General features: G+C 70.6%; 16 protein-coding genes and 1 pseudogene. 7 read left to right on the plus strand and 10 right to left on the minus strand.

Translation table 11 applies throughout. From position 1 onward, the window contains the following. Positions 1-123 precede the first annotated feature (123 nt). Entirely contained in the window at positions 124-531 is a 408-nt protein-coding gene (locus ACZ63I_RS22170) for a helix-turn-helix domain-containing protein (protein ID WP_469340701.1), read from the plus strand. On the opposite strand, the gene ACZ63I_RS22175 is transcribed toward ACZ63I_RS22170, so the two are convergent. The 3 genes from ACZ63I_RS22175 to ACZ63I_RS22185 form a co-directional block, all read right to left on the minus strand. Then, positions 520-1,125 (minus strand): ClpP family protease, encoded by a 606-nt coding sequence (locus tag ACZ63I_RS22175; protein ID WP_469340702.1) that lies wholly within the window; start codon positions 1,123-1,125, stop codon positions 520-522. The two genes, ACZ63I_RS22170 and ACZ63I_RS22175, sit on opposite strands and share 12 nt — an antisense overlap. A gap of 1 nt (position 1,126) precedes the next feature. Then, positions 1,127-1,750 (minus strand): ClpP family protease, encoded by a 624-nt coding sequence (locus ACZ63I_RS22180; RefSeq protein ID WP_469340703.1) that lies wholly within the window; start codon positions 1,748-1,750, stop codon positions 1,127-1,129. A 79-nt stretch (positions 1,751-1,829) separates the two neighbouring features. Then, complete coding sequence (locus ACZ63I_RS22185; RefSeq protein WP_469340704.1) at positions 1,830-2,516, minus strand: TetR/AcrR family transcriptional regulator; 687 nt, start codon at positions 2,514-2,516, stop codon at positions 1,830-1,832. Between the two features lie 114 nt (positions 2,517-2,630). On the opposite strand from ACZ63I_RS22185, the gene ACZ63I_RS22190 reads away from it, so the two are divergent. Beyond that, positions 2,631-3,560 carry a zinc-binding dehydrogenase gene (locus tag ACZ63I_RS22190; protein ID WP_469340705.1) on the plus strand — a complete coding sequence of 310 codons (930 nt, stop codon included), beginning with the start codon at positions 2,631-2,633 and terminating at the stop codon, positions 3,558-3,560. 9 nt (positions 3,561-3,569) lie between these two features. Here ACZ63I_RS22190 and ACZ63I_RS22195 read toward each other — a convergent pair whose 3' ends face one another. Next, the gene (locus tag ACZ63I_RS22195; RefSeq protein WP_469340706.1) at positions 3,570-4,520 is read right to left on the minus strand and encodes a hypothetical protein; all 951 of its coding nucleotides are present in this window, start codon (positions 4,518-4,520) and stop codon (positions 3,570-3,572) included. A 44-nt stretch (positions 4,521-4,564) separates the two neighbouring features. After that, on the minus strand, positions 4,565-5,680 hold the full coding sequence (locus tag ACZ63I_RS22200; RefSeq protein WP_469340707.1) for a hypothetical protein: 1,116 nt from the start codon (positions 5,678-5,680) through the stop codon (positions 4,565-4,567). A gap of 131 nt (positions 5,681-5,811) precedes the next feature. On the opposite strand from ACZ63I_RS22200, the gene ACZ63I_RS22205 reads away from it, so the two are divergent. Beyond that, entirely contained in the window at positions 5,812-6,975 is a 1,164-nt protein-coding gene (locus ACZ63I_RS22205; RefSeq protein ID WP_469340708.1) for a cystathionine gamma-synthase, read from the plus strand. Positions 6,976-7,062: 87 nt separating this feature from the next. On the opposite strand, the gene ACZ63I_RS22210 is transcribed toward ACZ63I_RS22205, so the two are convergent. The 3 genes and pseudogenes from ACZ63I_RS22210 to ACZ63I_RS22220 form a co-directional block, all read right to left on the minus strand. After that, the gene (locus tag ACZ63I_RS22210; protein ID WP_469340709.1) at positions 7,063-7,314 is read right to left on the minus strand and encodes a hypothetical protein; all 252 of its coding nucleotides are present in this window, start codon (positions 7,312-7,314) and stop codon (positions 7,063-7,065) included. Beyond that, on the minus strand, positions 7,311-7,862 hold the full coding sequence (locus ACZ63I_RS22215; protein WP_469340710.1) for a sigma factor-like helix-turn-helix DNA-binding protein: 552 nt from the start codon (positions 7,860-7,862) through the stop codon (positions 7,311-7,313). Before ACZ63I_RS22215 ends, ACZ63I_RS22210 begins: the two co-directional genes overlap by 4 nt. A 197-nt stretch (positions 7,863-8,059) precedes the next feature. After that, positions 8,060-8,593: pseudogene (locus ACZ63I_RS22220) on the minus strand (MarR family winged helix-turn-helix transcriptional regulator); the annotation flags it as partial. A gap of 289 nt (positions 8,594-8,882) precedes the next feature. On the opposite strand from ACZ63I_RS22220, the gene ilvA reads away from it, so the two are divergent. From ilvA to ACZ63I_RS22235, 3 genes are all read left to right on the plus strand, one after another. Next, a complete protein-coding gene (gene ilvA / locus ACZ63I_RS22225; protein WP_469340711.1) occupies positions 8,883-10,112 on the plus strand; it encodes a threonine ammonia-lyase in 1,230 nt (409 codons plus the stop codon). Between the two features lie 211 nt (positions 10,113-10,323). Further along, positions 10,324-11,403 carry an ATP-binding cassette domain-containing protein gene (locus ACZ63I_RS22230; RefSeq protein WP_469340712.1) on the plus strand — a complete coding sequence of 360 codons (1,080 nt, stop codon included), beginning with the start codon at positions 10,324-10,326 and terminating at the stop codon, positions 11,401-11,403. Further along, a complete protein-coding gene (locus ACZ63I_RS22235; protein WP_469340713.1) occupies positions 11,400-12,251 on the plus strand; it encodes an ABC transporter permease in 852 nt (283 codons plus the stop codon). The genes ACZ63I_RS22230 and ACZ63I_RS22235 overlap by 4 nt, the downstream gene beginning before the upstream one ends. A 160-nt stretch (positions 12,252-12,411) precedes the next feature. Here the strand turns inward: ACZ63I_RS22235 and greA are convergent, their stop codons facing one another. Continuing rightward, positions 12,412-12,909 (minus strand): transcription elongation factor GreA, encoded by a 498-nt coding sequence (gene greA / locus ACZ63I_RS22240; protein ID WP_041985159.1) that lies wholly within the window; start codon positions 12,907-12,909, stop codon positions 12,412-12,414. A 221-nt stretch (positions 12,910-13,130) separates the two neighbouring features. Further along, positions 13,131-13,550: a DUF4307 domain-containing protein gene (locus ACZ63I_RS22245; protein WP_469340714.1), complete on the minus strand. Its 420-nt coding sequence runs from the start codon at positions 13,548-13,550 to the stop codon at positions 13,131-13,133. Positions 13,551-13,657: 107 nt separating this feature from the next. Between ACZ63I_RS22245 and mca the strand changes: the two genes are divergently transcribed. Continuing rightward, a complete protein-coding gene (gene mca / locus ACZ63I_RS22250; protein WP_469340880.1) occupies positions 13,658-14,539 on the plus strand; it encodes a mycothiol conjugate amidase Mca in 882 nt (293 codons plus the stop codon).

Consider the following 14,539-nt stretch of genomic DNA (forward strand, 5'->3'; position numbering starts at 1 on the left):
TTGCGGGTGCGCAGGATCACATCCGGACACGGCCGGCACCCGACGGCGCCGCCGTCCGCGAGTTGATTTCGCCGGCGGCAGAACACGGCTGCCGGCCCGGCGCGTCCCTCCTACTCTGGGGAGGTGACCAGTCATGCGCCGAACCACGCCCGCGTCATCCCGCTGCGCCCGGCTGCCGCCCGCGCGGTCAGAGAGCCCCTGTGGCGCGATGTGGTCGGTGACGTGCTGCGCCGTGAACGGCTCGCGCAGGGGCGCACGCTCAAGGAGGTGGCGGAGGCGGCGAGGATTTCGCTGCCGTATCTGTCCGAGCTGGAGCGCGGCCGCAAGGAGGCGTCGTCCGAGGTGCTCGCCGCCGCAGCGCACGCGCTCGGGCTGCGTCTCGCCGATCTGCTGGACCTGGCCCGGGTCGAGTTGATCCGGCTGACTGCCGCCGCCGACCGCGTCAGGCCGGTGACGTCGGTGACGGCTCGGCGTACCGGCACCTCCGCCACCCGTCCGGGCCAGGGCCAGGTGCTCTCGCTAGCCGCCTGACGCCCGGCGCCGGCTGAGCACTTCGTCGGCGAGCCCGTACGCCACGGCCTCGCGCGCCGTGAACACCTTGTCGCGGTCCATGTCGGCGCGCAGGGTCGCGACGTCGTGCGGTGTGTGCCGGGACAGCACCTCCTCGACCTCGGAGCGGATCCGCAGCACCTCCTTGGCCCGGAGGCTGAGGTCCGACACGGTCCCCTGCTGCCCGCCGCTGGCCGGCTGCCCCAGCAGCACCCGCGAGTGTTCGAGGATGAACCGCCGCCCCGGCGCGCCACCGGCCAGCAGTACGGCGGCCGTTGACGCGGCCTGCCCGACGCAGTACGTCGAGACGGGCGCGCTGACGTAGCTCATCGTGTCGTAGATGGCCATGAGCGAAGTGAACGAGCCGCCGGGGGAGTTGATGTAGATCGAGATCTCCCGCTCCGGGTCGGAGAACTCCAGATGGAAGAGCTGGGCGATGACGACGTTCGCGACGCCGTCGTCCAGTTCCGTACCGAGGAAGATGACCCGCTCGGAGAGCAGCCGGCTGTAGATGTCGTACGCGCGCTCGCCCTGCGGGGTGCGCTGGACGACGGTGGGAATCGTGTACTGGCTCATATCACAGCCCCGCCCTTCGCCGCGAACCGGCGGGCCGTACGTCGTCCAGCGACTCGACGACGCGGTCGATCATCCCGTACTCCTTGGCCTGTTCGGCGGTGAACCACCGGTCGCGGTCCCCGTCGCGCGAGACGGTCTCCGGGCTCTGCCCGGTGTGTTCGGCGGTGATCCGTTCGATCGCCCTCTTGGTGAAGTCGAGGTTCTCGGCCTGGATCGCGATGTCCGCCGCGGTGCCGCCGATGCCGGCCGACGGCTGGTGCATCATGATCCGCGCGTTCGGCAGGGCGTGGCGCTTGCCGTGCTGCCCGACGCAGAGCAGGAACTGGCCCATGCTGGCGGCGAATCCCATGGCGAGCGTCGAGACGTCGTTCGGGACGAGCCGCATCGTGTCGTAGATCGCGAGCCCGGCCGTCACCGAACCGCCGGGGCTGTTGATGTAGAGGCTGATGTCGGTCTTCGGGTCCTCGGCCGACAGCAGGAGCAGTTGGGCGCAGACGCGGTTGGCGGATACGTCGTCGACCTGTGTGCCGAGGACGATGATGCGCTGCGTGAGCAACTGCGCTGCCAGATGGTCGTCGAACTGGGTGGCGGGCGTATCGCCGTCGCCGGCGGCACGTACGTACATGGGTCCTCCTTCGCCGCGTCCGGGCCGGCCGGCCCGGACGCTGAGACCCCTCCACCTTCCGCGCGCGGACCCCGCCGCGTCAGCGTTCTCGGCCTGCGGCAGATTCGCCGACGGCAGAGCGCTGCGGCGCGGTGAGCGTCAGGCTGCCGGGGAGCGCGGCGACGGTCTCGCGGAACAGCGCGCCGAGGTCGGTACCGGCCGGCTGCGCGGCCCAGCCGGTGAGCGCGAGGTGGAACGCGGCGAGCAGCATGTCGACGGCGAGCCGGGGGCGCGGGTCGCCGCGTTCCGGCAGGTCGAACCGGCGGTGCAGGATCTCCAGCGCGCGCTCCGTGGTGCGCGCGCAGAACTCCAGGCCGTGCGCGTCCATGGAGGGCGTCCGCTCGGCGAGTTGCCTGCTGAGCAGGATGCGCCGCTCGGCACCGTCGTCGGACAGGACGCGCGTGAGTGCGGCGAGCAGCGCGTCGCGCATGACCTCCAGCAGCGGCGGAGCTGCGACTGCGCGACCGGATTCGGGAGTCTCCAACTCGGCCAGGAACGCCAGCCAGATGTCCTGGGTGGGGGCGGAGGCGACGTCCTCCTTGCTGGTGAAGGTGCGGAAGAAGGTGCGCTTGGAGACGTCGACCGTGTCGCACAGCTCGTCGAGCGTGACACCGCCGAACCCGCGTTCGCCGAACAGCTCCAGGGCGGAGTCGATGAGCGCTTGGCGCGTGTGCTGCTTCTTGCGCTCGCGCAGTGAGGGGCGCGGCGGGGTCGCGGGGCTGGTCACGGGTGGATCGTACCGCCGGAGCGAATGCCGCCCGTAGGCTAATGCCACTGAGTGGCATACGATGCGGATGAACCCAGAGAAGCCGTGAGAGATCCCGACCGAAAGGTGCTCACCATGCGCGCCCTGCTCGTCGATCGCACCGCCCCTGCCGGTATCCGGGTCGGCGAGGCCCCCGACCCGCTGCCGGGCCCGCACCAGGCGCTGGTACGGGTGGCCGCCACCTCGCTCAACCAGGGCGAGGTCAAACACGGCGTGGGCGCGGCCCCCGACGGCGCGGTGCTCGGCTGGGACGCGGCGGGCGTGGTCGAACGCGCGGCAGCCGACGGCTCCGGTCCCCCGGCCGGAACCCCCGTGGTCACGCTCGGCACCGACGGCGCTTGGGCGGAACTGCGCGCCGTGGAGACGCACTTGCTCGCCCCGGTCAGCCCGACCGCCGACCTCGGCGCGATCAGCACGATCCCGGTGGCCGCCACCAGCGCCCTCCTCGCCCTCCGCAGAACGGGCCCCCTGCTGGGCCGCCGCGTCCTGATCACCGGCGCCACAGGAGGAGTCGGCCGCTACGCCGTCCAACTCGCCCGCCAGAGCGGCGCGTACGTGATCGCCTCCACCGGAGACCCGGGCACGCACGGCGAAGAACTGCGCACCCTGGGAGCCCACGAGGTCATCGCGGGCCCCACCCGCCTGGACGCCCCGGCGGACGCGGTGCTGGACATGGTGGGCGGCGAGCAACTGGTCCAGTCCTACGGCAAGTTGACGGAGAACGGCACACTGGTCGCCCTGGGCCACAGCGCGGGCGAGCCCGAACACTTTCCCTACGGCGCCCTCTTCGGCGACCAGGGCCGCCACAACCGCTCGATCGCCAGCTTCTTCCTCCTGTCCCACCCCGACCTCGCCCCAGCCCTGACCTGGCTGGCGGACCAGGTCACGGCCGGAACCCTGAACCCGGGCATCTCCTGGCGCGGAAGTTGGAACGAGTCCGCCGAAGCCATCACAGCAATGCGAGAAGGCAGCCTCCACGGCAAGGCGGTCCTCGACATCACCTGACTACGGTGGTCAGCCTGCGGTGGGCCGATGCGCCGGGGTCGTGGTGTGGGCCTTTTGGACCGTTTCCTCGCGGGCCGTCAGGTAGCGGCGGCGGGTGTTGCCGTTGTTCCAGGGGAGGGCGTTCACGTGGCCGTCCACCAGGCGGAACTGCTCCAGTGCCGCGTCGTACCTGGACTGGCGGTAGAGGAAGTACGCCAGCAGGTGGCGCAGTTCGGGGAGGTGCGGGTGGGTGGTGGGGGCCGCTGCCGCGTCCATCAGGGCCCGGTCCGTCAGGGACCGCAGCTCCGGGGTGTCCGCCGGTGCGTCCTGGTGCTCCTCGTACCAGGCCAGCAGCGGGAACGCCGACATCAGCGTGCCGGGCGGTGCCTGCGCCGCCTCGCGGGCGGCCGGTTCGTAGCCCGGCGCGGCCAGGTGCGCGCCGAAGTGGTGCGGGGCCCGGGTGCGCAGCTCCGGCCAGACGCGGTCCAGGTCCGCGTCCGCCGTGCCCAGCTCCACCACGTACGGCGTGGGGTCCGCCGGGTCCAGCTCCTTCGCCCGAGCGATGTCCGCGTCCGCGCGGGTCGTCGCCGCCCGTACGACCGCCGCGTCCGCGCTCTTGGCCTCGGCCGCTTCCCAGGCGCCCAGCCAGGTGTCGTCAGCGGCGGCTGCCGTGGCCAGCTCCTGGACGTACAGCCAGCGCAGCTCCCGGTCGTCCGCCGTCGAACCGAGCAGCGCGGCGGCCGGGTGCCAGTCGCCCGTCCCCGCCGCGGTCAGGGCCTGCGACAGTTCCGGTGCCCGCGGGGCGGCGCGCGTGGTGTCCAGCTCGTCCGGCGGCAGCAGGCCGAGTTCGCGCGAGCGCGCCGACTGCTCGCCGGGCGCCGCCGGGACCATCGCGGCGAGCACCCGGTCGGTGCTGCGCCGCGACCGGTACCAGAGGAAGACACAGATGACTATCAGGATCAGCGGGATGATGCGGGACACGGTCTACCTGGTTCCTGTCGCTGGGGTGGGGCGGGTTCTCCGGGCTATCGCGGCAGGCTCGCCGGGCTTCCCCCGCTCGCCTCGTACCCCGCCACCGCCAGCGCCCGGTACACGGCGTACTCCGCCGCCGGGTCCCCGCCGTACGTCCACGGCAGCGCCCCGACATGGCCGTCGACCCGTACGAGCTGGTTCATCGCCTCCGACCACCGCTCCGAGCGTACGAGAAAGAGAATCAGCAGGTGCCGTACGTGCGGCAGCAGCGGGTCGTTCTCGCGCGCCGCGTGCACGGCGAAGAGCGCGCCCTCCATCGCCTTCGTCACCACTTCGCTCTGGTAGAAGCTCCGTACCAGATTGACCTCCGGCAGGTGCTCGTACACCGCGAACAGCGGCAGCGCCGCCAGCAGCGAGCCGCGCGGGGCGCGGGCCGCCGCTGTCGTCGCGAAGTGGTCCGCCTCCTCGCGTGAGCCGTGCCACTTCTCGCACCAGTAGTGCAGCGCCGCCAGATGCGCGCCCATGTGCGCGGGCGCGCGGTCGATGACCTTCGCCCACAGCTCGTCGAACTGCTCGTGCGGATAGCCGAGCCCGCGCGCCACGGCCAGCTCCACGATGTACGGAACGGGGTCGCCCGGCGCCAGCAGGGCCGCATCGCCGCAGACCGTACGCGCCTCCTCCAGGATGATCCGGAAGTCGTCGCTGCCGGCCGCCGACGACCGCCACGCCTGCTGCACCAGGAACTCCGCGTGTACGGCGGCCCCGCCCGCGTCCTTCGGCGACTGCGCCCGCCACGACCGCAGCCACGAACCGCCCACCCCCGGCCGCTGCTGCAACTCCAGCGAAGCCGCACCCGCGAACGCCTGCACCCGCTGCCAGCGGATCTCGTCGTCCTTGCCGGTCGCGGCCAGCAACTGGGACGCCGCGTGCCAGTCCTGGGTGTGCTGGACGACGTCCAGCACGTCGAGCAGGTCCTGGTCCGGCCCCGGCAGCCGGATGTCCAGCTCCTCCTGCCGCAGGAATCCGTACGCCGCCGGGTCGGCCGCGTCCGGCGAACCGGGCGCCACCTGGCGGATGCCGCCGGCGATTCCGCCGCGCCTGCGACGTACGTACGGGACGATGATCGCGGCCAGCAGGGCCATCGCCATCAGGAACCAGAGAATCTCCATGGCTCCATTGTCCCGGACGCCGACGCGGGCCATCCCGTGGTCACTGTGCGTGCCGGGGAGCGGCGCCACGGCTGTCCGTGCCGTGGCCAACGGCGACAAGCACGGTCCTTCCGGGACTACGCTCGGGGCCCATGAGCCACCAGCACCCCACCGGTCAGTACAACTTCGAGACCCGTGCCATCCACGCGGGCAACACGGCCGACCCCGTCACCGGCGCTGTCGTCCCCCCGATCTACCAGGTGTCCACGTACAAGCAGGACGGCGTCGGCGGTCTGCGCGGCGGTTACGAGTACAGCCGCAGCGCCAACCCCACCCGCTCCGCGCTTGAGGAGAACCTGGCAGCCCTGGAGAGCGGCCGGCGCGGTCTCGCCTTCGCCTCGGGTCTCGCGGCCGAAGACTGCCTGCTGCGTACGCTGCTGTCACCCGGCGACCACGTCGTCATCCCGAACGACGCCTACGGCGGCACCTTCCGGCTGTTCGCGAAGGTCGTCTCCCGGTGGGGCGTCGAATGGTCGGTCGCCGACACCTCCGACCCCGCCGCCGTGCGGGACGCCATCACGCCCCGTACGAAGGCGATCTGGGTCGAGACCCCCTCGAACCCGCTGCTGAGCATCACCGACATCGCCGCCCTGTCCGGCGTCGCGCACGCCGCAGGGGTGACGCTGGTCGTCGACAACACCTTCGCCAGCCCGTACCTCCAGCAGCCCCTTGAGCTGGGCGCCGACGTCGTCGTCCACTCGACGACGAAGTACATGGGCGGGCACTCGGACGTCATCGGCGGCGCGCTCGTCGTCAACGACGAAGCGCTGGCCGACGAACTGGCCTACCACCAGAACGCGATGGGGGCCATCGCCGGGCCCTTCGACTCCTGGCTCGTGCTGCGCGGCATCAAGACGCTCGCCGTCCGGATGGACCGGCACAGCGCGAACGCCGCCCGGGTCGCCGAGATGCTCACCACCCACCCCCGCGTCTCGAAGGTCCTCTACCCGGGCCTGCCCGAGCACCCGGGCCACGAGGTCGCGGCCAAGCAGATGAACGGCTTCGGCGGCATGGTGTCGTTCCAGATCACCGACGGCGAGGAGGCGGCGGTCGAGGTCTGCAACCGCGCGAAGCTCTTCACGCTCGGCGAGTCCCTGGGCGGTGTCGAGTCCCTGATCGAGCACCCCGGCCGGATGACGCACGCCTCGACGGCGGGCTCGCTGCTGGAGGTGCCGTCCGACCTGATCAGGCTGTCGGTCGGGATCGAGTCGGGCGACGACCTGCTCGCGGACCTGACGCAGGCGCTCGGGAAGTAAGGAAGTAACCGGCTCTGTGGTGGTGCGGGCCGGTGCGGCCCGCGCTGTCGCGTCAGGCGTCAGACGTCAGGCGTCAGGCGTCTGGCGTCAGAAGCCGAACGGCGGCGGCGTCATCTCCGTCGGCGGCGGTTCCCACGGGTACGTGGCCGCCGCCCAGACGACGAAGGCCACCGCGGCGGCCAGCAGCAGCGTCCACAGCACCCGGCGCAGCGCACGGCGCCTGTGCAGCATCCGGGCGCCGCGCGCGGTCGCGCGCAGCAGCAGATCGGTGGGGACGGCCGGATGCGGGAGGTCCAGCATCCGGCGGACCTCGGCCTCCTTGCGCTCGGAGTTGATCACGAGACGGCCTCCGCGGCTCCGGCGGCCGGCCGCACGCCCTGTCGAGCCGCGTCGTGCGCGCCGTCACGCGCCGTCTTGCGCATCGTGGCCACGGCCCGCGCGCAGATGACGCGCACCCGCTCCACCGGCAGCCCGATCATCGCCGCCGTCTGCTCCTCGCCGATGCCCTCGTAGACCCGGAGCACCAGGACGACCCGCTCCTGCCGGCCGAGCGCCCCCAGCACACCGGCGCGCCAGGACCGTCCTGCCCGCCCGGACCGGCCTGCGCGCCAGGACCGGCCAGATCGTAGGGGCCAGAGGCTGCGGGCGAAGCGGGTGGCGAGTTCCTGCCGGGCCCGTACGTACGGGTCCTCGCCGCGCAGCCGGTCCCAGTCCGCGTACGTGGCGGCCAGCGCGGCGGTCAGCAGCCGCTGGGCGTGCGGCGCGGCGTCGGGAGGTTCACCGGTGAGCAGATGCGCCGCATGCAGCAGCCGGCCGGCCGCACCCGCCAGGAACGACTCGAACTCCCGGGCGCGACGGCTGTCCAGGGCCGTCCGACGCTCTCCCACGCTTTCATATGAGGGCCGCTACGGGCCGGGGTCAAGAGGGCGTACCTCTGTCACTCGTCCGAGGCGGCCGAGGTGTCGCCGGAGGCGTCGGTCCTTCGCGTCGGATCGCCTGCGGGTTCGCCTGTGGGATTGCCTGTGGGATCAGCGGCTTGATCAGCGGCTTGGTCGGCGGCCGGGTCGACCGGATCGGGGCCGCCCTCCGCCGGGCTGAGCCGCGCCTGCCGGGCCGACAGTGCCCCGTTGAACTTGGTGAGCAGGGCCGTGAACGCCTCCCGCTCCTCCTCCGCCCAGCCGTTGGTCACCTGCGCCATCAGCTTGCGCCGCGACGCCCGTACCTCGTCGAGCCGGACGTGACCGCGCTCGGAGAGCTGGAGTACGACGGCCCGGCCGTCCTCCGGATGCGAGGTGCGCTTCACCAGGCCGGTGTCCACGAGCGGAGCGACCTGGCGCGTGACGGTCGACGAGTCGATGCCCATGCCGGCGGCGAGGGCCTTGACGCCCATGGGGCCTTCGTTGTCGAGGCGGTTGAGCAGCAGATAGGCCGCCCGGTCCATCGAGTTGCGGAGCTGACCGACCCCGCCTAGCCGGGTCTGTTCGGCGCGGCGCGCGAAGACGGCGACCTGATGCTGGAGGGCATCGAGGAGACCGTCCTCACCCGGTGCGCCAGAGGGTCCCGCTGCGGCCTCGTCGGAGGTCGAAGCAGCGGAAGTCATGTCCTGAATGGGGGGCATGGCTGGGGGCTCTCTCGTCCGGTGGTCGACTGGTGGGGGACAGAGTACGCGGCGCGGGCCGTGGACGTACCGGCCCGGGACAAACCCGCGAAGTTCGGACCAGCCTACTTTCCGACATCGGACCAGTCTCTTTTCTCTTTACCGACAGGCGGACAGGCGGACAGGCGGACAGGCCGACAGACGGACAGACGGACAGACGGAAGAGCGGGCAGTCCGACAGACGTACAGACGGACCAGCGCACAGACGGACAAGCGGCCGACCGTCCGGCGAGCTGCGAGACTGGCCGTCATGAGCTTCGGTACGTCCAGCCACGCCAGTCCCTTGATCCTCGACGACATCAGGGGAGCGCAGAAGATGCTCTCCGGCGTGGCCCGGATGACCGCCATGGAGGGGAGCCGGCATCTGACCGCGCTCGTCGGCGCCCCCGTCCATCTGAAGTGCGAGAACCTCCAGCGGACCGGTTCGTTCAAGCTGCGCGGCGCCTACGTCCGGATCGCCGGGCTTTCGCCCGAGGAGCGCGCGGCGGGCGTCGTCGCGGCGAGCGCAGGCAACCACGCGCAGGGGGTGGCGCTCGCCTCCACCCTGCTCGGCGTCAGGTCCACGGTCTTCATGCCGATGGGGGCGCCGCTGCCCAAGGTGGCGGCCACCCGTGAGTACGGCGCCGAGGTGCGGCTGGCGGGGCAAGTCGTGGACGAGACCCTGGCCGCTGCGCAGGAGTACGCGCGCGATACCGGCGCCGTCTTTATCCACCCCTTCGACCACCTGGACATCATCGCAGGTCAGGGCACTGTCGGCCTGGAGATCCTGGAGCAGTGCCCGGAGGTGAAGACCGTGGTCGTCGGTATCGGCGGCGGTGGTCTCGCCGCCGGGATGGCGGTCGCGCTGAAGACGCTGCGGCCCGATGTGAAGCTGATCGGGGTGCAGGCGCAGGGCGCCGCCGCGTACCCGCCCTCGCTCAGGGCGGGCCGCCCGATGGCGATCGACGCGCCGCAGACGATGGCGGACGGCATCAGGGTGGGCCGCCCCGGCGACGTACCGTTCCAGATCGTCCAGGAGCTGGTCGACGAGGTCCGTACGGTCTCCGAGGACGCGCTGTCGCGGGCGCTGCTGCTCTGTCTCGAACGCATGAAACTCGTGGTGGAACCGGCGGGCGCCAGCCCGGTGGCCGCGCTGCTGAGCGACCCGAAGGCGTTCAAGGGGCCGGTGGTCGCTGTGCTGTCGGGCGGCAACGTCGACCCGCTGCTGATGCAGCGGATCCTGCGGCACGGCATGGCGGCGGCCGGCCGGTATCTGAGTCTGCGGCTGCGCGTGACCGACCGGCCCGGCGCGCTCGCGACGATGCTCGGGGTGCTGTCGGTGGCCGACGCGAACGTCCTGGACGTCAGTCACGTACGGACCGATCCGCGGCTGGGTCTCGGCGAGGCCGATGTCGAGGTCCATCTGGAGACGAAGGGCCCCGAGCACTGCACGGAGGTCGCGACGGCGCTGCGGACGGCGGGCTACACAATCCTCGGCTAGCCGCCCGAGTTAATCGCTTGTGGGTCGCGATGTATCGCGATACTGTGCCGTCCCCTCCGGTCTCCGGCGCGGGGCGGGGCGGCGGTGGAAATGAGTGACGCGGGAAGAACCGCCGAATCTAAGCTCTGCGTAAGTGGCTGGAGACGAATAGCGCCAACATCGCCAAAAAACAGCCAATATCGCCAACATCGCCAATAACGGGAGAACCCACATGCCGGGCGCCATCTACGCCGAGGGTCTGGTGAAGACCTTCGGCGACGTAAGGGCTCTGGACGGCGTTGATCTAGATGTCCCAGAAGGAACGGTCCTGGGGCTCCTCGGTCCCAACGGGGCGGGCAAGACGACAGCCGTACGCGTACTGACGACCCTGCTCCAGCCCGACAGCGGCAAGGCCGTCGTCGCGGGTATCGACGTACTGAAGTACCCCAACGAGGTCCGCCGCTCGATCGGCCTCTCCGGGCAGTTCGCCGCGGTCGACGAGTATCTGACCGGCCGCGAGAACCTGAAAATGGTCGGCCAGCTCTACCAGATGAAGGCGCGGGAAGCGAAGGCGCGGGCGGTGGAGCTGCTGGAGCGGTTCCATCTCACCGACGCGGCCGACCGCCCCGCCAAGACGTACTCGGGCGGTATGCGCCGCAGGCTCGACCTGGCGGCGGCGCTGGTCGTCTCGCCGCCGGTGATGTTCATGGACGAGCCGACGACGGGGCTCGACCCGCGCAACCGGCAGCAGCTCTGGGGGATCATCCAGGAGCTGGTCGCCGGCGGTACGACCCTGCTGCTGACCACGCAGTATCTGGAAGAGGCGGACCATCTCGCGCACGACATCTGCGTCGTCGACCGGGGCAAGGTCATCGCCCGGGGCACGGCGGACCAGTTGAAGGCGCAGACCGGCGGCGAGCGCGTCGAGGTCGTCGTCCATGACCGCGACAAGGTCGAGACGGCCCGTACGGTGCTGGGCGGTTTCGGCAAGGGCGGTGTCGGGTCGGTCGCCGTGTCCGAGCACACCCGCAAGCTGACGGTCCCGGTCTCCGGCGGCGCGAAGCTGCTGGCCGAGGTCATCAGGGAACTCGACACGCGGGGCGTCGAGATCGACGACATCGGACTGCGCCGGCCGACCCTGGACGACGTCTTCATCTCGCTGACGGGCCACGCGGCCGAGGAGGAGCGGGACAAGGAGGAGGCCGAGGAGCGGAACAGAGAACAGGCCGCGGCGACGTCCGGCTCCGCGGAAACCAGGAACGACAGCGGCGACAGCGGCGACAGCGGCGACAGCAAGGAGGGCGGGGAATGAGCGCCACGACCGACACCCCACGGCCCGCACCGCCCGCACAGCGGGGCCGGATCTTCCAGTCCGTCAGGGACTCGCTGGTCGTCGCCCAGCGCAACCTGATCCGGATGACCAGGATTCCGGAGATCATCCTGTTCGGCCTGATCCAGCCGATCATGTTCGTGGTGCTGTTCAGCTACGTCTTCGGCGGCTCGCTCCAGGTCGGCAACACCATCAGCCCGACCGTCTACCGCAACTTCCTGATGGCCGGCATCTTCGCCCAGACGGTCACCTTCGCCACCGCGGGCGCCGGCGCCGGTATCGCCGACGACATGCACAAGGGCCTGATCGACCGGTTCCGTTCACTGCCGATGGCGCGCGGCGCCGTCCTGACCGGACGTACCCTCGCCGACCTCGTCCAGACGACGCTCACCGTCATCGTCCTCGCGGGCGTGGCGCTGCTCGTCGGCTGGCGCATCCACAACGGTGTGCCGAAGGCGCTCGGCGCTTTCGCGCTGCTGCTCTTCCTCGGTTACGCGTTCTCCTGGATCGGCGCGCTGATCGGCCTGTCCGTACGGACCCCGGAAGCCGCCACGTCGGGCGGGCTGATCTGGCTGTTCCCGGTGACGTTCATCTCGAACGCCTTCGTGGACTCCAGCAATCTGCCGGGCTGGCTACAGCCGGTCGCGGAGTGGAATCCGTTCAGCGCTACGGTGCAGGCCAGCCGGGTGCTGTTCGGCAATCCGGGGGTCTCGCAGTCCAGCGCCTGGCCGATGGAGCATCCGGTGTGGGCGTCGGTGATCTGGTCCTTGGTGATCATCGCGGTGTTCCGGACGCTGGCGGTGCGCAAGTACCGCTCGGCGACGGCCTGAGCGTACGCCGGACGCGTATGCCGGACGCGCATGCCGGACGCGTACGCCGGACCGTACAGACGTACGACAGGGGTCGTACCGCGTCAGTCGCATCCTGGCGCGGTACGGCCCCTGTTCGCTGTCTTCCGCAGATTCGCTGTCTGCCGGGCGATCTCCAGGGTCAGGCCGTGTACGGCTTGGCCGCAAGGATCTTCACCGAGGCCTTGTTGCCGTTCGGCAGCTCGTACTCCGCGTTCTCGCCGACCTTCTTGCCGTTCACGCCCGAGCCGAGCGGCGACTGCGGGGAGTACGTCTCGATGTCCGTGCTCGCGTATTCGCGCGACGCCATCAGGAAGGACAGGGTGTCGTCCTCGTCACCGTCGAACGCGATCGTGACGACCATGCCGGGGCCGACGACGCCGGTGTCCGCGGGGGCCTCGCCGACCTTCGCGTTCTCCAGGAGCTGAGTGAGCTGGCGGACCCGGAGCTCCTGCTTGCCCTGTTCCTCCTTGGCCGCGTGGTACCCGCCGTTCTCGCGCAGGTCGCCCTCCTCGCGCGCGGCCTCGATCTTCTTGGCGATCTCGGTGCGGGCGGGACCAGACAGGTGATCCAGCTCGGCCTTGAGCTGGTTGTACGACTCCTGGGTGAGCCAGGTGACGTTCTCGCTGGTCTGGGTCACAGGTGCTCCTCGTAGGTACTGGGAATACAAAGCAACGCCCTACCCAGAAGATTGTGCCTTCTCGGGTGGGCGAAACCACGAGCCTAACAATTTCGTGGCGCAAGGGGGAGGACGAATGCCGTCAGAATTACGTCACCGCAGGTCAGCGCCGGGACGTACGGCGGGTTCAGCCGTGGGCCGACCGTGGGCCGGGCCTGGATCGGCCGTGCTTCCGCCGGGGTTCAGTCGTTCGAACAGCCCACCAGCTCGGTCGCCGTCGCCTCACCCGTGGTCCGCAGAGCGACGATCTCGTCGATCCGGGTCTTCTTCCCGTCGAAACGGACGTCCTTGCGGCCGACCTCTTCATGGTTGACGTCCAGGGCGCGCACCGTGCAGGAGCCGGTCGTGTCCGCGCCCTTGCGCACTTCGAGGTGGATCTGGATCTCGGCGGCCGAAACGCGCTTGTACTTGATGATTTCCCCGGCGACACTCTGATCTGCCAGGGAGTGGTAGCCGAACCAGGCGATCACGGCGAGGGCGACGGCACCGAGCACGGCACCCGCGATCTTGAGCTTGCGGTCGGCCCGCGCGTCCGGCGAGCGGCCGTAGCGGCCCTGGGGGGGCCGAGGGGACTGAGTGGCCTCCGCGCGCGCCACAGCCATGATCGTTCCTCTCGGAGTCGGGCAGCCGGAATTTTACCGCCCCCGATATCCGTCACTATAGAAGCCGCCCGACGCGACGAATCACTGAGGACCGAGTCTTGACTGTCATGACTGACGAGCTGCGACTGATGGCCGTACATGCCCACCCCGACGACGAGTCGAGCAAGGGTGCGGCCACGATGGCCAAGTACGTGTCCGAGGGGGTGGACGTGGTGGTCGTGACCTGCACGGGGGGCGAGCGCGGCTCCATCCTCAACCCCAAACTCCAGGGTGACGCCTACATCGAGGCGAACATCCACGAGGTGCGCAGGAAAGAGATGGACGAGGCGCGCGAGATCCTCGGCATCAAGCAGGAGTGGCTCGGCTACGTCGACTCGGGGCTGCCCGAGGGCGACCCGCTGCCGCCGCTGCCCGAGGGCTGCTTCGCCCTCGCCGACGTGGACGAGGCGGCAGGCCGGCTGGTCCGGTCGATCCGGGCGTTCCGGCCGCAGGTCGTCACGACGTACGACGAGAACGGCGGCTACCCGCACCCGGACCACATCATGACCCACAAGATCTCGGTGGTCGCCTTCGACGGAGCCGCCGACAAGGAGAAGTACCCCGAGGACGAGTTCGGGCCCGTCTGGCAGCCGCAGAAGCTCTACTACAACCAGGGCTTCAACCGGCAGCGCACGGTCGCGCTGCACGAGGCGCTGCTCGCCAGGGGGCTGGAGTCGCCGTACGCGGAGTGGCTGGAGCGCTGGAAGGAGTCCGACCGCGGTGAGCGGACGCTGACCACGCACGTGCCGTGCGGCGACTTCTTCGAGATCCGCGACAAGGCGCTGCTCGCGCACGCCACGCAGATCGACCCGGACGGCGGCTGGTTCCGCGTGCCGATGGACGTGCAGCGGGAGGTCTGGCCGACGGAGGAGTACGAGCTGAGCAAGTCGCTCGTCGATACATCCATCCCCGAGAGCGACCTCTTCGCGGGCATCCGCGACAATGCCTGA

The organism is Streptomyces sp. NPDC087906 (genome assembly GCF_055584925.1).